This is a genomic window from Rhodococcus sp. HNM0563 (assembly GCF_012726195.1).
In the GTDB taxonomy this organism is placed as follows: Bacteria; Actinomycetota; Actinomycetes; order Mycobacteriales; family Mycobacteriaceae; genus Rhodococcus.
On the sequence record NZ_JAASAF010000011.1, the window covers coordinates 65,004 to 79,721 of the forward strand.

A 14,718-nucleotide genomic window follows, 5' to 3' on the forward strand; every position below is an offset into this window, starting at 1 on the left:
ACAGGCCCACGGAAGTCGATTGCCACAGCGTTGCCAAGCACCGTCGTCGCGCCGCCCTCATGGAACGGGGAGCGCTACAGTGCGCGATGATGTCTCTCTGACGTACCGGCTGCTACAGGCTGTGTGCCGCCTGTCCGGACGGCGTGCACAGGCTCGCTGCTGGGCGTCTGAATCGGTCGTCGAGTGAGCCTTGTAAGGAGCGTTGTGAGCACCCTCGGTAGCTTCATCTGGTCGATCGCGGACCAACTTCGGGGTCCTTACCGCCCCAACCAGTACGGCAACGTGATCCTCCCGCTCACGATCCTGCGCCGCCTCGACTGCATCATCGAACCCGACCGGGAAACGGTGCGCGAACTGGCAGCGAAGTACGACAACCCCAACCGCCTGAAGGTCGAGGTCAAGAAGGCCACAGGGCGGCCGTTCTACAACACCTCGAACTACTCCTTCGCCAACCTGCTCGCCGACGCCGACGGGCTGGCGGACAACCTGGCCGACTACATCGACCGGTTCTCGTCCGACGTTGATGTGTTCGAGTACTTCGACTTCAAAAAAGAAATCCTCGCCCTGGAGAAGGCGGAACTCCTGCGCGAGCTCATCACCTCGTTCAAGGCCATCGACCTGCATCCGGATGTCGTCTCGAACGCCGACATGGGCGATGCGTTCGAGTACATCATCCGCAAGTTCAACGAGGCCGCGAACGAGACCTCGGGTGATCACTACACCCCGCGGGACGCGATCCGGCTGCTGGTGGACCTGCTCTTCGCCGAGAAAGATGTCGACCTGACCGAGGCCGGCATCGTGCGCACCCTGTACGACCCCACGGCGGGCACCGGCGGAATGCTTGCGCTGGCCGAGGAACACCTGCTCACCCAGAACCCGGATGCGAAGCTGAGCCTGTACGGGCAGGAGTACAACGGGCAGTCGTATGCGATCTGCAAGTCCGATCTGCTCGCCAAGGGGCACGATGCAACGAACATTGCCTTCGGTAACACCCTGACCGAGGACGCGTTCACGGGCCGCTACTTTGACTACGGACTTTCGAACCCTCCTTATGGAGTCGACTGGAAGCAATACGTCAAAGCTGTCACGAAAGAACGCGACGAAGCGGGCCCATACGGCCGGTTCGCGCCCGGCCTCCCGTCGACGTCGGATGGGCAGATGCTCTTCCTGCTCCACCTGGCCCACAAGATGCGCGCCCCGGAGGACGGCGGTGGCCGCGTCGGCATCGTTATGAACGGCTCGCCGCTCTTCAACGGCGCCGCCGAGTCCGGTCCGTCGAACATCCGTAGGTGGCTGCTGGAGAACGACCTGGTCGAAGCAATCGTCGCGTTGCCGACCAACATGTTCTTCAACACCGGCATTGCCACCTACATTTGGATCCTCGACAACACCAAGCACCCGGACCGCAAGGGCCTTGTCCAGCTCATCGACGGTTCGTCGTTCTGGACGAAGATGCGCAAGAACCTCGGTTCCAAGGGCCGAGAGATCAGTGACGCTGACCGGGTCCAGGTTGTGAAGCTGTACGCCGAGTTCACCGACGCCGACCCGGACTACTCCAAGGTGTTGCGCAACGATGAGTTCGGCTATTGGACGATCACCGTCGAACGTCCCCTGCTCGACGAAGACGGGAATCCCGTCGTCGACCGCAAGGGCAAGCCCAAGGCGGACACGAAGAAGCGTGACACCGAGAACGTGCCCTTCACCTACGGCGGCGCGACCGCCGGCGCCGCGGGCAAAGCCGAGGTCATCCAGACATACTTCGATGCCGAGGTGAAACCGCACGTCCCCGATGCCTGGATCGACTGGGCCAAGACCAAGACCGGCTACGAGATCCCCTTCACCCGCCACTTCTACAAGTACGTCCCACCCCGCCCACTCGCCGAGATCGACGACGACCTGGAGAAGCAGGTCGCCAAGATCCTCGACCTGCTGCGCGAGGTGGAGGGATGACAGACTCGGTCCGCCTCAAGTGGCTGCTGACGGAATCCGACGTCCGAGCGGGGGCCGATGCCGGGGTTCTTCCGCTCTTGTCGGTCTCGATCAGCTGGGGTGTCCGGCGCCGGGAGGCGTCGGACATGACCACACGGGCAGCGTCCGAGGATCTGTCCAACTACAAGCTCTGCCGCGCAGGCGACCTCGTCATCAACCGGATGCGGGCGTTCCAGGGAGCGCTCGGAATCGCACCGGAGGATGGAGTCGTTAGCCCGGACTACGCGGTGCTGCGAGTCGACCCGAGGGTCGACAAGCGGTGGCTGAACTACTTCCTCACCAGTGGATTCACTGTGGCGACGATGGCGAGCCTCGTTCGGGGCATCGGCGGTACCGAGGCTGGGAATGTCCGGACTCCCAGGCTGAACGTCAGCGATCTGCAGTCGATGACCGTTCCCCTCGTGTCGGCGGACGAGCAGCGCGCCATCGCCGACTACCTCGACCGCGAGACCACCCGCATCGACACGCTCATCGAGGAGCAGCGGCGACTGATCGAGATGCTTCGTGAACGTCGCGCATCGGAAATCGCCATGGAATTCACCGAGGCTCGCAGGACTCCACTTCGGCAGGTGCTCGAGTATGCGCAGACAGGTCCCTTCGGTACTCAGCTGACGGCTGACGAATATGTCGACAACGGCATTCCTGTGATCAACCCGACCCACATTCAGCGAGGAGTCATCATTCCGGATGACTCGATAACCGTGACATCGGAGAAAGCAGAGGAACTCGAGCGGTACAGACTTGCTACGGGCGACATCGTGCTTGGGCGCAAGGGTGAGGTCGATAAATCGGCGCTTGTGGACGGACGAAGCGCAGGCTATGTGTGCGGGTCTGATGGGATGGTCCTGCGCCCGGCTGCAGGGACGGTGCCGGACTATCTGTGGTGGTTTCTCCAGTCGACAGAGGCCCACAGCCAGCTTGAGTTCTGGTCAGTCGGGGCGACGGTGAGCGGACTTAACCAGACAACGATCCGAAAGGTCCGTCTGCCGCTCCCGGGTGAACAACAGCAGCGACGAATCGCCAGCTATCTCTACGAAAAGACTGCGAAGATCGACGCGCTCATCAGCGAGACGTTGCTATTCATCGAGCTCTCGCAGGAGCGACGGTCGGCGTTGATCACGGCCGCAGTGACGGGGCAGATCGATGTTCGGGAGATGGTGTGATGGCCGCTCACAACGAGGTCGTCTTCGAGTCCGAGATCTGCACCTACCTGGAGTTCCACGGGTGGCTGTACTCGGCAAACGACGCCGGCTACGACCGGGAGCGGGCGCTGTTCCCCGAGGACCTGTTCGTGTGGCTGCAGGAAACGCAGAAGGCGGCGTACCAGAAGGCGTTGAAGGCCGCGGGGTCGCAGGCGAAGTTCCTCGACGTGCTGACCACGGCGCTCGACAAGCCCCTCGAGCACGGTGGCGGGACGCTGAACATTCTGCGTAGCGGGGTGCAGTACATCGGTGGTGGCCGGTTGAAGATGGCGCAGTTCCGCCCCGAGACCAGCCTGAACGCGACCACCACCGCCCAGTATGCGGCGATGCGGGTACGGGTGATGCGGCAGGTGCATTTCTCCACCGCCGATAGGCGCTGCATCGATCTGGTCTTCTTCGTCAACGGGCTCCCGGTCGCCACCGTGGAGCTCAAGACCGACTTCACCCAGTCCCTGGATGAGGCGATCAACCAGTACCGCACGGACCGACATCCGCTGACCAACGGCCGGCCCGAGCCGCTGCTCTCGTTCGGGCACCGGGCACTGGTGCACTTCGCGGTCTCCAACGACCTGGCCGCGATGACCACCCGCCTCGAAGGCGAGAAAACCCACTTTCTTCCGTTCAACATGGGGCACAAGGGCGGCGCGGGGAACCCGCCGGCCGAGGGCGGGCGCTCGTCGACGGCGTACCTGTGGGAGCGGGTCTGGGACAAGGACGCCTGGCTCAGCATCATCGGCCGGCTGATGATCGTCGAAACCAAGGAAGAGTGGGATGTCGCGACCGGTACGTCGGTGCGGCGCACGAGCATGCTCTTCCCGCGGTTCCACCAGTGGGAGGCCGTGACGAACATCGTCGCCGCGGTCCGCGAGGAAGGCGTGGGGCACCGCTACCTGATCGAACACTCGGCCGGGTCGGGGAAGACGAACACCATCGCCTGGACCGCGCACCGGCTGGCGCGACTGCACGTGGGCGACGAGAAGGTCTTCGACTCGGTGCTCGTGGTCGTGGACCGCACCGTGCTCGACGGGCAACTTCAGGACGCGATCCGGCAGATCGACGGGTCGGGGAAGATCGTGGCCACGATCAGCCCGGAAGACGTCCGCAAGGCGGGCGCGAAGTCGAAATCCGGCCTGCTGGCAACCGCGCTCAAGAACGGTGAGCTGATAATCGCGGTGACGGTGCAGACCTTCCCGTTCGCCCTCGACGAGATCCGCAAGGACTCGTCATTGAAGGGCCGGCGATTCGCGGTGATCGCGGATGAGGCGCACTCCTCACAGTCCGGCCAAATTTCCTCCAAACTCAAGGCCGTCCTGACCGCCGAGGAGGTCAAGGACATCGAAGAGGGCGGTGAGGTCGACGTCGAGGCGATCCTGGCCTCGGAGATGACCGAGCGAGCCGAGTCGGAGAACATCTCCTACCTCGCGTTCACCGCGACACCGAAGAACAAGACCCTGGATCTCTTCGGCCGTAAGAGCCCGGACGGGAAGCCGACCTCGTTCCACCTCTACTCGATGCGCCAGGCGATCGAGGAGGGCTACATCCTCGACGTGCTCAAGGGCTATCAAACCTACGACACCGCGCTGAAGATCGCCGGCAAGGCCGAGAGCGGCGACGGTGGCGAGGTGGAGGAGAGTGCGGCGCGTAAGGGGCTGATGCGGTGGGTGAAGCTGCACCCGACCAACATCAGCCAGAAGGTGCAGATCATCGTCGAGCACTTCCACGCCAACGTCGCCCACCTGCTCGAGGGCAAAGCGAAGGCGATGGTCGTGACCGACTCCCGCAAGGCTGCGGTGAAGTACAAGAAGGCGATCGACGCCTACATCACCAAACGAACTGCCATGGACGACTCGTACAACTACCGCACACTGGTCGCCTTCTCCAGCTCGGTGACGATGGACGAGGACGAGCAGTGGGCTTCGGAGTGGGGACCGCAACCGAGTAAGGACGACGAGTTCACCGAGGCCAACCTGAACCCCGGTGCAGGCTCGGACCTCGCTGCCGCGTTCAAAGGCACGACCTACACGATCATGCTGGTCGCCAACAAGTTCCAGACCGGGTTCGATCAGCCGTTGCTCTCGGCGATGTACGTCGACAAGAAGCTCTCCGGGGTCACCGCCGTGCAGACGCTCTCGCGGCTCAACCGCACCCACCGCACCGCGAGCGGGGAGCGCAAGCGCAAGACATTCGTCATCGACTTCGTGAACAAACCCGAAGACATCCGGGCGGCGTTCGAGCCGTACTTCACCGGTGCCACCCTGGAGACCGAGACCGACCCGTACGTCGTCGCCCACCTCGCCACCAAGCTCGCCCAGGCCGGCATCTACACCCCCGAGCAGGTACGCGGGGTCGCCGAACTGTGGGTCACCCGCAAAGGCAACAACGCGCTCTCGGCCGCGATCAGCCCGGCCAAGCACGACTTCCAGCGCCGCTACGCAGCGGCGCTCGAGGCCGACGACAAAGTCACCCTCAACACCCTCGACCTGTTCCGCAAGGACGTCTCCACCTACGTCCGGCTCTACGACTTCATGAGCCAGATCGTCGACTACGGCGACCCGTACATGGAGATGCTGTCGATCTTCCTGCGGCTGCTTGAGCGGGTGATCGCGGACTCGTCCTGGGCAGCGGAGGTAGACCTGTCCGATGTGGTCCTGGTCGGGGTCAAGCACAACAAGGCGGCCGCGGTCGACATCTCGCTCACCGGGGATGGTCAACTCAAGGGCATCAGCGGCGCCGGCACCGGCACCCGGAAGGACCCGAAGTACGTTGCGCTGCAGGTCGTCATCGACAAGATGAACGACCTCTTCGGCGCCGAAGCGTTCACCGAGTCCCAAGTCCGGGAGTTCGTGCAGGGCCTGGTGCAGCGACTGCTCGACTACCCGGACCTGGTCAAGCAGACCGCGGTGAACTCGAAGAAGCAGTTCATGGAATCGCAGGACTTCCAGTCGGCGGTGACCGAGGCGGTCGTCGACAACCAGGAGGCCCACAACACCATGGCCGACTACTTCTTCAGCGACGGCCCCGCCATCAGCGCCGTCATCGTGGCACTCGCGGATGCGTTCTACGAGGCAGCGATCGATCAGCAGACGCAGGTGTAGAGGGGCCCGACCCTGCACGGTCCCATGCGGGTCAGGCGAAACGGTGGCAGTGCCGCTGATTCGGTGTGGTGGGCGCGTTGGGTGGAGAAGTCGAACGGCAGGATCTGCGTGCAGTTGCCGCACCCCCGGCGGCACAACCGAATCGACTACCTCGAGGAGAACACCGATGGCTCTTCCCCAGCTGTCCCCCGAAGCACGTCAGCAGGCGCTGGCGAAGGCTGGCGCGGCTCGACGCACCCGCGCACTCATCAAGGAGGACCTCAAGAAGGGCCGGGTCGAGCTGCAGGATGTGATCCGGCGAGCCGAAACCGATGAGGTCCTCGCCAAGATGAAGGTCATCGACCTGATCGCAGCGCTGCCGAAGTTCGGGAAGACCAAGGCCTCTGCAGTGATGGTCGATCTCGACATCGCGGAGAACCGGAGCATCCGCGGACTCGGCCAGAACCAGCGAGGCGCACTGCTGCAGCGCTTCACCAGCTGACACCGACCCGTTGCTGCCGGCCCGCCATCCCGGAGGGCCGGCAGTCAGCGTGCAACACCCGTACGAGGCGGACGAAACCATGGCGGCATCTTCCATCCATCAGAAGGAGGCGCGACGATGCTGCAGATCACCCGCAACCCCGAGCAACCCCTCGACCCCGACGAGGTCGATCACCTGGCCCCCGACCACTTCACCGACCCCGACCAGGTGCGCTACCTGATCCTCACGCACGAGCACGTGTTCGCCTCGACCATGCCGGAGGTGACGATCGCTCCCTCGGTCCGCGTGGGACTTGTCGGCGACGGCGATCCGATCTGCGAACTCGTCGCATCGATCAGCCGAATCGAACCGGGCCGCGTCGTCACCACTGACCTCATCGTCACCGACCTCGAGGACTGGGCTCCCGACGCAACGGGTACCGGACACGAGCTGGCCGAGACAGTCCTCGACGAGATCGTCGACCTCATCAACGAGGCACTGTCGAATGCCCTGCACCTCGTAGCCGCGGGAGGTGCGTCATGATGAACCCCGGCAGCGGTGAACCCCAGCCGTATCCTCGATGCATCGATGCCGATGCACCCGCCGACGAAGGCGGGCAGGAGGATTTAATGGCCAAGGCCAAAGACACGGTCACAGTGAGACTGCCCGGGGAACACCGTGCAGTCTCCTGGTCCGGCGGTACCTTCGCCGGCGACCCCGAACTCGTCTCGAGTGCGCAGGGCCTCGCAGCGATCGCAGCGCAGGTCGAGGTCGCCCCGCCTGGCGGGTACGCCACCGCCGGCAACGACAGTCGACAGGCTGCGATGGTGGCGATGCTCGGCGTAGCCCGCGGACGCGGCATCGTGGTCGAGGACGACCCGGAACTGTGGGACGGCATCATCACCCCCGAACCCGACTCTGACACCGGCGGCGAGATCATTCACTGAGCGGAAGGTGCCTTCGCACATGGACTATCGCAGCACCCACGCAGTTGACCGTCGACGTGACCCTCGAGAACGCCGGCGGTCGCCGCGTCCGGTGACCGCGGACCGCGCGGACACCGGACAGAACATGACCGAGGTGATCCACGGCGAGCTGTTCTCCGATTACAAGCCCACGACGGGACCGAGATAGTCCGGGCACCGGGCACCGGGCACCGGGTCAGTGGGTGGTCCTCGCCTCGGTGATCAACTCTTGGGGCATCGCCCGCTGGCCCTCCCGCGCGCGGACCCACCGGACTGCCTCGCTGGGCGACATCCCCAGCACCTGTCCCAGCGCGGCAATCGTGGTGACGAGGGCTCCATCCACAGCGCGAACATCCCAGGCCCGCATGTCCCGGAATGTCGGGAGCGGACGCTGCGCTTGATCAGACACGTTCAATCTCCCACCGCGTAGGGCCGCCGACCACGACGACCTCTTCCTCGGACAAGCATCCCATTCCCGTTCGAGGCAACGACAGAATCCGCGAAGCATGGACCGTGCCGTGCAGTCGGACCGACACGTACTCGTCGTCGTCCCACTCGCGGCGCGCGAAGTACGACGACACCTCGCCGCGAAGGGTGAACGACGCCGCCGGGTTCAACGTCAGATCCGCCTGCTGCCGCTCACCTTTCGCGGCCGGCACCCACGCGGGAGCAGGGGAGCTGGTCGGAAACCACATCCCACGCGACACCGAGACCTCGGAGATCCCGCGCGCTGCGAGATGCCGTTGCGTGAGCGCGTACTGGGCCTGTACCACCGCCCGGGCCCGCCGGGCTTCCACCGACTGCGGCGGGTCCGAGTCGGGGTGGACAAACACATCCCGGACCGCGGACTGCATGTGCACCGCCGCGGGCGACATGTCCCGCTCTGTGTGCGCAGCCCACGCGGACATCGCTTGCGAGGCGACGGTGCGCCGAGCGAGGACCGCGACAGATCCCGTCTCGCTCGGTGTCACCATGCGGTGATCGACGCGCTCTCCGGTCCCGATCTGCCGCCACGGCTCGTCGTCGGCTGTCCGCCAGCACAACCCGGCCGCGGACTGACCCCACTGCGCCTGGTGGGGGGCCGCGAGAACTGCGCACTCCGCGTCGTCGAACAGTTCGCGGTCCTCGACGTCGGTCAGCTCGTCGCCCAACTGGACGGCGTTGTCGCGTTTGACCGGCACCGCGAACGGCTCGAGCGCACCCTGCGACAGCACGACTGGCACGGGCACTCCGTCGATGTGGTCATCCTCGATGCACGACCGCTGCGCTCGGTCGAGCGCCACGTCCCGATGGGCCGCGAACTCTGCGCTGCTCGTCTCCAGCGACCCATCCGCCCGGCGCGGGATGTCCGGAAGCCCCTCGGGTAGCGGCCCGTACCGGTCGTCCCGGCACACCGCCGTGATCGCGTCGGCGTCGGCCGCGGTCAGCGGAATGTCGTCGTACAGGCCGGTCGACAGGGATTGCGCAGCAGCGGTTCCGGCGGCAGTGGGAGCGGGTGTCGGGGGCGGAAGTTGGGTGCTGGCGGTGAGAGCGAGGCGGCGGGCGTCGAGGATCACCGAAGGGCAACGGTGGGAGGCCGCGGCGAACTGGCCGCACGCGGGGCAGCGCTCGCCGCCACCGCGGACCTGCGGAGGCTGCCACCCATCGGCGGCGGCCGGGTTCTCCGCGATGTCGGCGGCACGGCGGCGTGCGAGCCCACGCGTGACGAGCCGGCGGAGTTCAGTGGCCCGCTCCGGCTGTCCGCACTGCTCGTGGGCGTGGGCCTCGAGCATCAGGTTGTGCGCGCCGCGGGCGGTGGACGCAAGGTCGATGCGCTGCTGCTGGAGCTTGCGCAGCGCCTGGTCGAGCTCGCCGGCGGACTGGTCGAGCCATGCCTGAGACGTCGGTTGCCGGGCTGCGGTCGCCAGCCGCGCATCGTGGGTGAGCTGCAGCCGCCGTACCTCCTGCTCGGCGCGGTCGAGGCGATCAGCGGTGTGGGGGAAGCACCGTCGGCCGATACGGCACACGGGGCCCTCCTGGTCTGTGGGGTGCGGGTCGCGCACACCGTAGAAGCCCCGTTCACCACGACCAGGCGGTCAACTTTCTGTCGCAACACAGCACCGGGTGCGTTCGTAGCGTCCTCGGTCATGACCAGTACTGACCCGTCCACCGATCGCGAATCGGTGACTGTTGTGACCATCGACCACCGCCACGGCACCACCGTCTCGGCCCACCGCACCGAAGAGGGCGCCCAGCGTGTGCTGCACGAGCACGCCGAGATGTGGTGGCACGAACTCGCAGACGATCCCGGCCCGATTCCCACGATCCCGGCCGCAGCGATCGAGGAGTATTTCGCCCGGCACCCGAGCGAGTTCTACACGACCGAAGCCGTTGAACTTCAGGACTGATACGGCGCCCGCAGCTGCACCACCGCTCGCGGGTGCTCTGGCCGCCACTTCGGACACGCTCGACGACGCGCTGACTCAGGTTCTCGACGTGGGTGAAGGACGGCGCGCGGCAGGGTGCGCACGGGTCGGGTCCGGTGCGCGAGGTGGTGTGGCTGCGCACCCGGCTGGCAGGTGCGAGGGCGGGCTGGCTTGATCGGCGAGCGGTGCTCGAGATTCCCGTGCTCGTTCTCGACGAGAACTTGCAGGAGGTGGGGGAGTGGACGGTGGCACTGGCGTGTTGACGAGCTGAGGGGGCGTCTTCGGCTGGGGCTGTGTCCCTGGCCGGATGCAAGAGGTAGCCTCGAACGCATGTTCGATAACTGGGCGGCTGGGTTCGACCCTCCGCCGTACCGCGTTGTGGACCCGCCGACGCCAGTGATCGTGCATATCGCAACCGCTATCGGCTCCGTCGACGGGCGCCCCGCCAACGAGCTGCCACTCCGAGTGCGCGCGGAGGGCCTCGCCCTGGATCTCCAGGTGCCGGGGACATTGTCCGCGTGGGCCAGGGTGAATACGGGCGGCTGGATCTGCCGCTGCCAGTTCTCGATCCCGACCGGCAACGGCCGCGGCTACCTCGAAGTCGACCAATGGTGCCCCGCCGTAGCTGTCCGGCCATGCACGTGAGACATGCGGCGAAGTCCAGCGCAATGAGCCGTAACCCGCTCTGACGCTGACGATCAGGGGTAGCCGTAGCATCCGCCGGAAATCGGGCGGATTTGGCGTATCCGACTGGTGGGCACGGGGTTTCGAGTTCGGCATGCACTGTCGACTGGTTGGTGCTTGACTGCCGATGATGATGTTGGTCGGTGCTGGTGGAGGCTGAGGTCGTGGCGACGCGGATGTTCGCGGACGAGGAGTTGGAACGACTGCGGGGATTCCCGGAGATCAGCCGCGAGGAGCTGTTCCGGTACTTCACGCTGACGCCTGCGGATCTGGCGTTCGTGGATCCGGGCCGGGGCCGGGGCCCAGCCGAGCGGCTGGGCTTGGCGATCGCGTTGTGTACGCTGCCGTGGCTGGGATTCGTGCCGGATCGGCTGGTCACGGCTCCGCCGGTGGCGGTGGCTCGTGTCGCCGAGCAGTTGCGGTTGGATCCGGTGGTGATCGGTGCCTACGGCAGGCGAGCCAAGACCCGCACCGAGCATGTGCGCCTGGCCGCGCGGTACCTGGGATGGCGTGCGGTCGGTGCGCTCGAGTTCAAGGAGCTCGATGAGTTCCTGCTCGCGCGGGCGATGGAGCACGATTCCCCGACTCTGCTGTTCCGGCTGGCGTGTGAGTATCTGATCTCGGCGAAGGTGATCCGGCCAGGCCCGGTCACCGTGGTCGAGCGGGTCGCCCACGCCCGCCACCAGGCCCAGACCGAAACCTATGACCGGCTCGCTCACGAGTTCACTGCGGCGCGGTGCGCGGAGTTGGACGGCTTGCTTGTCACCGACGCTTCGCTGGGGATCTCGCGGTTGCGGTGGCTGTCGACCGGGCCGGTGGAGGCCTCGGCGGCCGCGGTCCGCGCCGAGGTCGACAAGCTGGGTTTCCTGCGCGGGTTGGGCGCTGATCGGCTGGATATGTCGGTGCTGCCCGCCGAGCGGCGCCGGTTTTTGGCCACGATGGGCCGGCGCCTGAGTCCGCAAGCGCTGCAACGTCGGGATCCGCAACGCCGGTATCCGATCCTGCTCACGGTGCTGGCCCAGTCCGGCACCGATGTCCTCGATGAGGTCGTGGCGTTGTTCGATCAGGCGATCTCGGTGAAATTCGGTGCTGCCGAACGGAAGATGCAGCAGCGGCTGGCCGAACGAGGAAAGACTGGAGAGGACCGTCAGGCGCTGCTGGACGATCTGTTGGAAATCGTCACCGACCCCGGCGTTCCGGATGAGGAGATCGGTGCGCTGATCCGCGGCGAGAAGATCGGGTGGGAGCGCCTGCGCGCGGCGATCGCCCAGGCCAAGCCCAGGTTGCCGCGTGATCACGGGCATCTGGCGGCGTTGGATTCCTCCTACAACTACCTGCGTCAGTTCACCCCCGCGGTGCTCGAAGCGGTGCGCTTCTGCGGCGGTACCGCCGCGACCGAGTTGCTGATCGCGGTGAACATGCTGCGCGAGTTGAACGCGACCGGGCGGCGCAAGGTCTTCGATGACGCCCCGACCGGGTTCGTGCCGATGAAGTGGCGCGGCTACCTCGACGAGGCCCGCAAATCCGGCAGCGCGACCGCGTATCGGCACTACTGGGAGTTGTGTGTGCTGCTCGGATTGCGTGACGGGTTGCGCAGCGGGGATGTGTTCGTGCCGGGCTCGCGCCGTTACGCCGACCCGGCCGCCTACCTGCTCACCACCGGGCAGTGGGAACCGCAACGCGTTGAGTTCTGCGGCCTGGTCGGGCGATCCGCCGATCCTGGCGTCGCGCTGGCCACCGTGGTCGCCGAACTGCACGACGCTCTCGGTGAGCTGGAGGAGGTGCTGGCCGGCGGGGACGGCCCGGTCCGGCTGGACGAGGGCGGGGATCTGGTGATCTCGCCGCTGAGCGCGGAAGATGTTCCCGCCGAGGCGATCACGCTCAAGGCCGAGCTGACCGAAATGCTGCCGTTCGCGCCGATCGTGTCGCTGCTGATCGAGCTGGACAAACGCACCGGCTACCTGGACTGCTTCACCCACGCCGGCGGTCAGGCCACCCGGACGCCGGAGCTCAAACGCAACCTGATCGCGGTACTGCTGGCGCACTCGACGAACCTGGGGTTGACCCGGATGGCCGAGGCGTGCGGAATCACCTACGACATCCTGGCCTGGACCGACGAGTGGTATGTGCGCGAGGAGACCCTGCGCGCGGCCAACCTGGTACTGGTCGGCTACCACCAGCGGCTGCCGCTGACCGCGGTGTTCGGCGCCGGAACACTGTCGTCGAGCGACGGGCAGCGTTTCCCGACGCGCGGTAAGTCGACCACGGCGCGGCCGTTGAGCCGCTATTTCGCCAGCGAGGGCCTGTCGACCTACACCCATGTCAGCGACACCCACGCCACCTACGGCACCAAGGTCATCGTGGCGACCAAACGCGAAGCCCACTACGTGCTCGATGAGATCCTGGGCAACGCCACCGATCTGCCGATCACCGAGCACGCCACCGACACCCACGGGGTCACCCTGGTCAACTTCGGGTTGTTCGACCTGCTCGGGATGCAGCTCTCGCCACGGATCCGGGATCTGGGGCGGATCACCCTGTACCGGCCGGGCCCGCGCGCCGAGGCCGAGGCCCGGTTCCCGCACGCGGGCCCGCTGATGACCCGCAAGGCCAACCTGGGTTTGATCGCCGAGCACTGGGACGATCTGCTGCGGTTGGCCGGATCGCTGAAGTTCGGGCACGCCACCGCGTCGCTGTTGGTCGGCAAGCTGTCGGCGTCGGGGCGGCAGAACACCCTGGCCGCGGCGCTCAAGGAGTACGGGGCGCTGCGGCGCACCATTTACGCCGCGAGATACCTCTCCGATCCGGACTACCGGCGCAAGATCTCGCGGCAGCTCAACAAGGGCGAGTCGCTGCACGCGCTGCGCCGCGACCTGCTCTATGCCCATGAGGGGATGATCCGGGCGCGCCACCTCGAGGACCAGACCGAGCAGGCCTGGTGCCTGACCTTGACGACCAACGCTGTGATCGCCTGGACCACAGAGTATTACGGGTTCGCTGTCGAGCAGATGCGCCGGACCGGGCAGCGTATCGATGACGAGGTCCTGGCCCACATCAGCCCGGCCCACAGTGCCAACATCAACTTCTTCGGCGCGATCGAGGTCGACATCGACGCCGAGCTGGCCCAGCTGGGCCCGACCGGGTACCGGCCGCTGCGGGTGCGCGACACCTTGTTCTGACCGCGCGGAACCGGGGCCCGTGGTTACGGCGTGGCGATGTCGATAGCGGTGTCTGCTGGCGTGGGTGTTCGGTGGGCGGTGAGGAAGTTGTCGACGAGCCGGGTGCAGTCGTCGTGGTCGATGCTGCGTAATCCGGTGAGACGGGCGAACACGATCGGGCCGAGGAGTTCGATGATGGCGAAGGTGGTGTCGAGCTCGCCGAGCATCGCGCGGGCCTCGGGACTGGTGAGGATCTGGTCGAACGGGTGGCGGTACTGCTCGATGACGCGCGCGCGCAGCGAGGTGACCGCGGCCGGGTCGGGGTGGTCCTCGCCGATGGAACCCATCGCCAGCCAGGCCAGGGTGGTCATCTGCACCGGAGCCTGTTCGATGAGGTCGGCCTGGCTGGCGAGCAGCGCCAGGAGCCGCTCACGCACGGGCCCGGTGCCGGTCGGTGTGTCGACCTGGGGAAGTAGTCGTTCGAAAGTCGCCGCGAGCAGCTGGGTGGTGCTGCCGAAGTGCCGGTAGAGGGTGGCGCGGGCGACCTTCGACACGCGGGTGACCGCCTCGACGGTGACCGCCTCGACACCGCCGGTGGACAGCAGATGGGTGGCCGCGTCGAGCAACCGGTTGCGTGAGCGCGCCAGTCGCGGATCGGCCTGCTCGTCGTCCGCGGCGAGCGGGTCGGTCGCCGCCGGGCCTGAGTCGGTCATGGACGCGCCTTCCTCCGAATTCGTGTCGTTGAACTCTTGATATGGGT

General features: G+C 66.2%; 13 protein-coding genes. 10 read left to right on the top strand and 3 right to left on the bottom strand.

What is annotated here, in order from left to right; all coding sequences use genetic code 11:
• Nucleotides 1-204 precede the first annotated feature (204 nt).
• The 6 genes from HCA61_RS22180 (at nt 205) to HCA61_RS22205 (ending at nt 7,693) form a co-directional block, all read left to right on the top strand.
• Nucleotides 205-1,950 (top strand): class I SAM-dependent DNA methyltransferase, encoded by a 1,746-nt coding sequence (locus tag HCA61_RS22180; RefSeq protein WP_169690368.1) that lies wholly within the window; start codon nt 205-207, stop codon nt 1,948-1,950.
• Nucleotides 1,947-3,152 (top strand): restriction endonuclease subunit S, encoded by a 1,206-nt coding sequence (locus tag HCA61_RS22185; protein ID WP_169690369.1) that lies wholly within the window; start codon nt 1,947-1,949, stop codon nt 3,150-3,152. The genes HCA61_RS22180 and HCA61_RS22185 overlap by 4 nt, the downstream gene beginning before the upstream one ends.
• Nucleotides 3,152-6,286: a DEAD/DEAH box helicase family protein gene (locus HCA61_RS22190; RefSeq protein ID WP_169690370.1), complete on the top strand. Its 3,135-nt coding sequence runs from the start codon at nt 3,152-3,154 to the stop codon at nt 6,284-6,286. Before HCA61_RS22185 ends, HCA61_RS22190 begins: the two co-directional genes overlap by 1 nt.
• A gap of 166 nt (nt 6,287-6,452) precedes the next feature.
• Nucleotides 6,453-6,767: an integration host factor, actinobacterial type gene (mihF, locus tag HCA61_RS22195; protein ID WP_169690371.1), complete on the top strand. Its 315-nt coding sequence runs from the start codon at nt 6,453-6,455 to the stop codon at nt 6,765-6,767.
• 117 nt (nt 6,768-6,884) lie between these two features.
• Nucleotides 6,885-7,289, top strand: coding sequence for a hypothetical protein (locus HCA61_RS22200; RefSeq protein WP_169690372.1), 405 nt, complete (start codon nt 6,885-6,887; stop codon nt 7,287-7,289).
• On the top strand, nt 7,289-7,693 hold the full coding sequence (locus tag HCA61_RS22205; protein WP_206040456.1) for a hypothetical protein: 405 nt from the start codon (nt 7,289-7,291) through the stop codon (nt 7,691-7,693). Before HCA61_RS22200 ends, HCA61_RS22205 begins: the two co-directional genes overlap by 1 nt.
• A gap of 214 nt (nt 7,694-7,907) precedes the next feature.
• On the opposite strand, the gene HCA61_RS22210 is transcribed toward HCA61_RS22205, so the two are convergent.
• Both HCA61_RS22210 and HCA61_RS22215 read right to left on the bottom strand, forming a co-directional pair.
• The gene (locus HCA61_RS22210) at nt 7,908-8,120 is read right to left on the bottom strand and encodes a hypothetical protein (RefSeq protein ID WP_169690374.1); all 213 of its coding nucleotides are present in this window, start codon (nt 8,118-8,120) and stop codon (nt 7,908-7,910) included.
• Complete coding sequence (locus HCA61_RS22215) at nt 8,113-9,717, bottom strand: hypothetical protein (RefSeq protein ID WP_169690375.1); 1,605 nt, start codon at nt 9,715-9,717, stop codon at nt 8,113-8,115. Before HCA61_RS22215 ends, HCA61_RS22210 begins: the two co-directional genes overlap by 8 nt.
• 120 nt (nt 9,718-9,837) lie before the next feature.
• On the opposite strand from HCA61_RS22215, the gene HCA61_RS22220 reads away from it, so the two are divergent.
• The 4 genes from HCA61_RS22220 (at nt 9,838) to HCA61_RS22235 (ending at nt 13,979) form a co-directional block, all read left to right on the top strand.
• On the top strand, nt 9,838-10,098 hold the full coding sequence (locus HCA61_RS22220; protein ID WP_169690376.1) for a hypothetical protein: 261 nt from the start codon (nt 9,838-9,840) through the stop codon (nt 10,096-10,098).
• A 92-nt stretch (nt 10,099-10,190) separates the two neighbouring features.
• Nucleotides 10,191-10,379, top strand: a complete 189-nt coding sequence (locus HCA61_RS22225) for a hypothetical protein (protein WP_169690377.1) — start codon at nt 10,191-10,193, stop codon at nt 10,377-10,379.
• Nucleotides 10,380-10,446: 67 nt separating this feature from the next.
• Nucleotides 10,447-10,761: a hypothetical protein gene (locus HCA61_RS22230; protein WP_169690378.1), complete on the top strand. Its 315-nt coding sequence runs from the start codon at nt 10,447-10,449 to the stop codon at nt 10,759-10,761.
• 203 nt (nt 10,762-10,964) lie between these two features.
• Nucleotides 10,965-13,979, top strand: a complete 3,015-nt coding sequence (locus HCA61_RS22235) for a Tn3 family transposase (protein ID WP_039583599.1) — start codon at nt 10,965-10,967, stop codon at nt 13,977-13,979.
• 23 nt (nt 13,980-14,002) lie between these two features.
• Here HCA61_RS22235 and HCA61_RS22240 read toward each other — a convergent pair whose 3' ends face one another.
• Complete coding sequence (locus HCA61_RS22240) at nt 14,003-14,671, bottom strand: TetR/AcrR family transcriptional regulator (protein WP_039583585.1); 669 nt, start codon at nt 14,669-14,671, stop codon at nt 14,003-14,005.
• Between the last annotated feature and the right edge of the window lie 47 nt (nt 14,672-14,718).

Bases quoted from the DNA above. Each gene is read 5' to 3' on its own strand.
- HCA61_RS22185 (WP_169690369.1), top strand. From the start codon at position 1,947: ATGACAGACTCGGTCCGCCTCAAGTGGCTGCTGACGGAATCCGACGTC.
- HCA61_RS22190 (WP_169690370.1), top strand. From the start codon at position 3,152: ATGGCCGCTCACAACGAGGTCGTCTTCGAGTCCGAGATCTGCACCTAC.
- mihF (WP_169690371.1), top strand. From the start codon at position 6,453: ATGGCTCTTCCCCAGCTGTCCCCCGAAGCACGTCAGCAGGCGCTGGCG.
- HCA61_RS22200 (WP_169690372.1), top strand. From the start codon at position 6,885: ATGCTGCAGATCACCCGCAACCCCGAGCAACCCCTCGACCCCGACGAG.
- HCA61_RS22205 (WP_206040456.1), top strand. From the start codon at position 7,289: ATGAACCCCGGCAGCGGTGAACCCCAGCCGTATCCTCGATGCATCGAT.
- HCA61_RS22220 (WP_169690376.1), top strand. From the start codon at position 9,838: ATGACCAGTACTGACCCGTCCACCGATCGCGAATCGGTGACTGTTGTG.
- HCA61_RS22230 (WP_169690378.1), top strand. From the start codon at position 10,447: ATGTTCGATAACTGGGCGGCTGGGTTCGACCCTCCGCCGTACCGCGTT.
- HCA61_RS22240 (WP_039583585.1), bottom strand. From the start codon at position 14,671: ATGACCGACTCAGGCCCGGCGGCGACCGACCCGCTCGCCGCGGACGAC.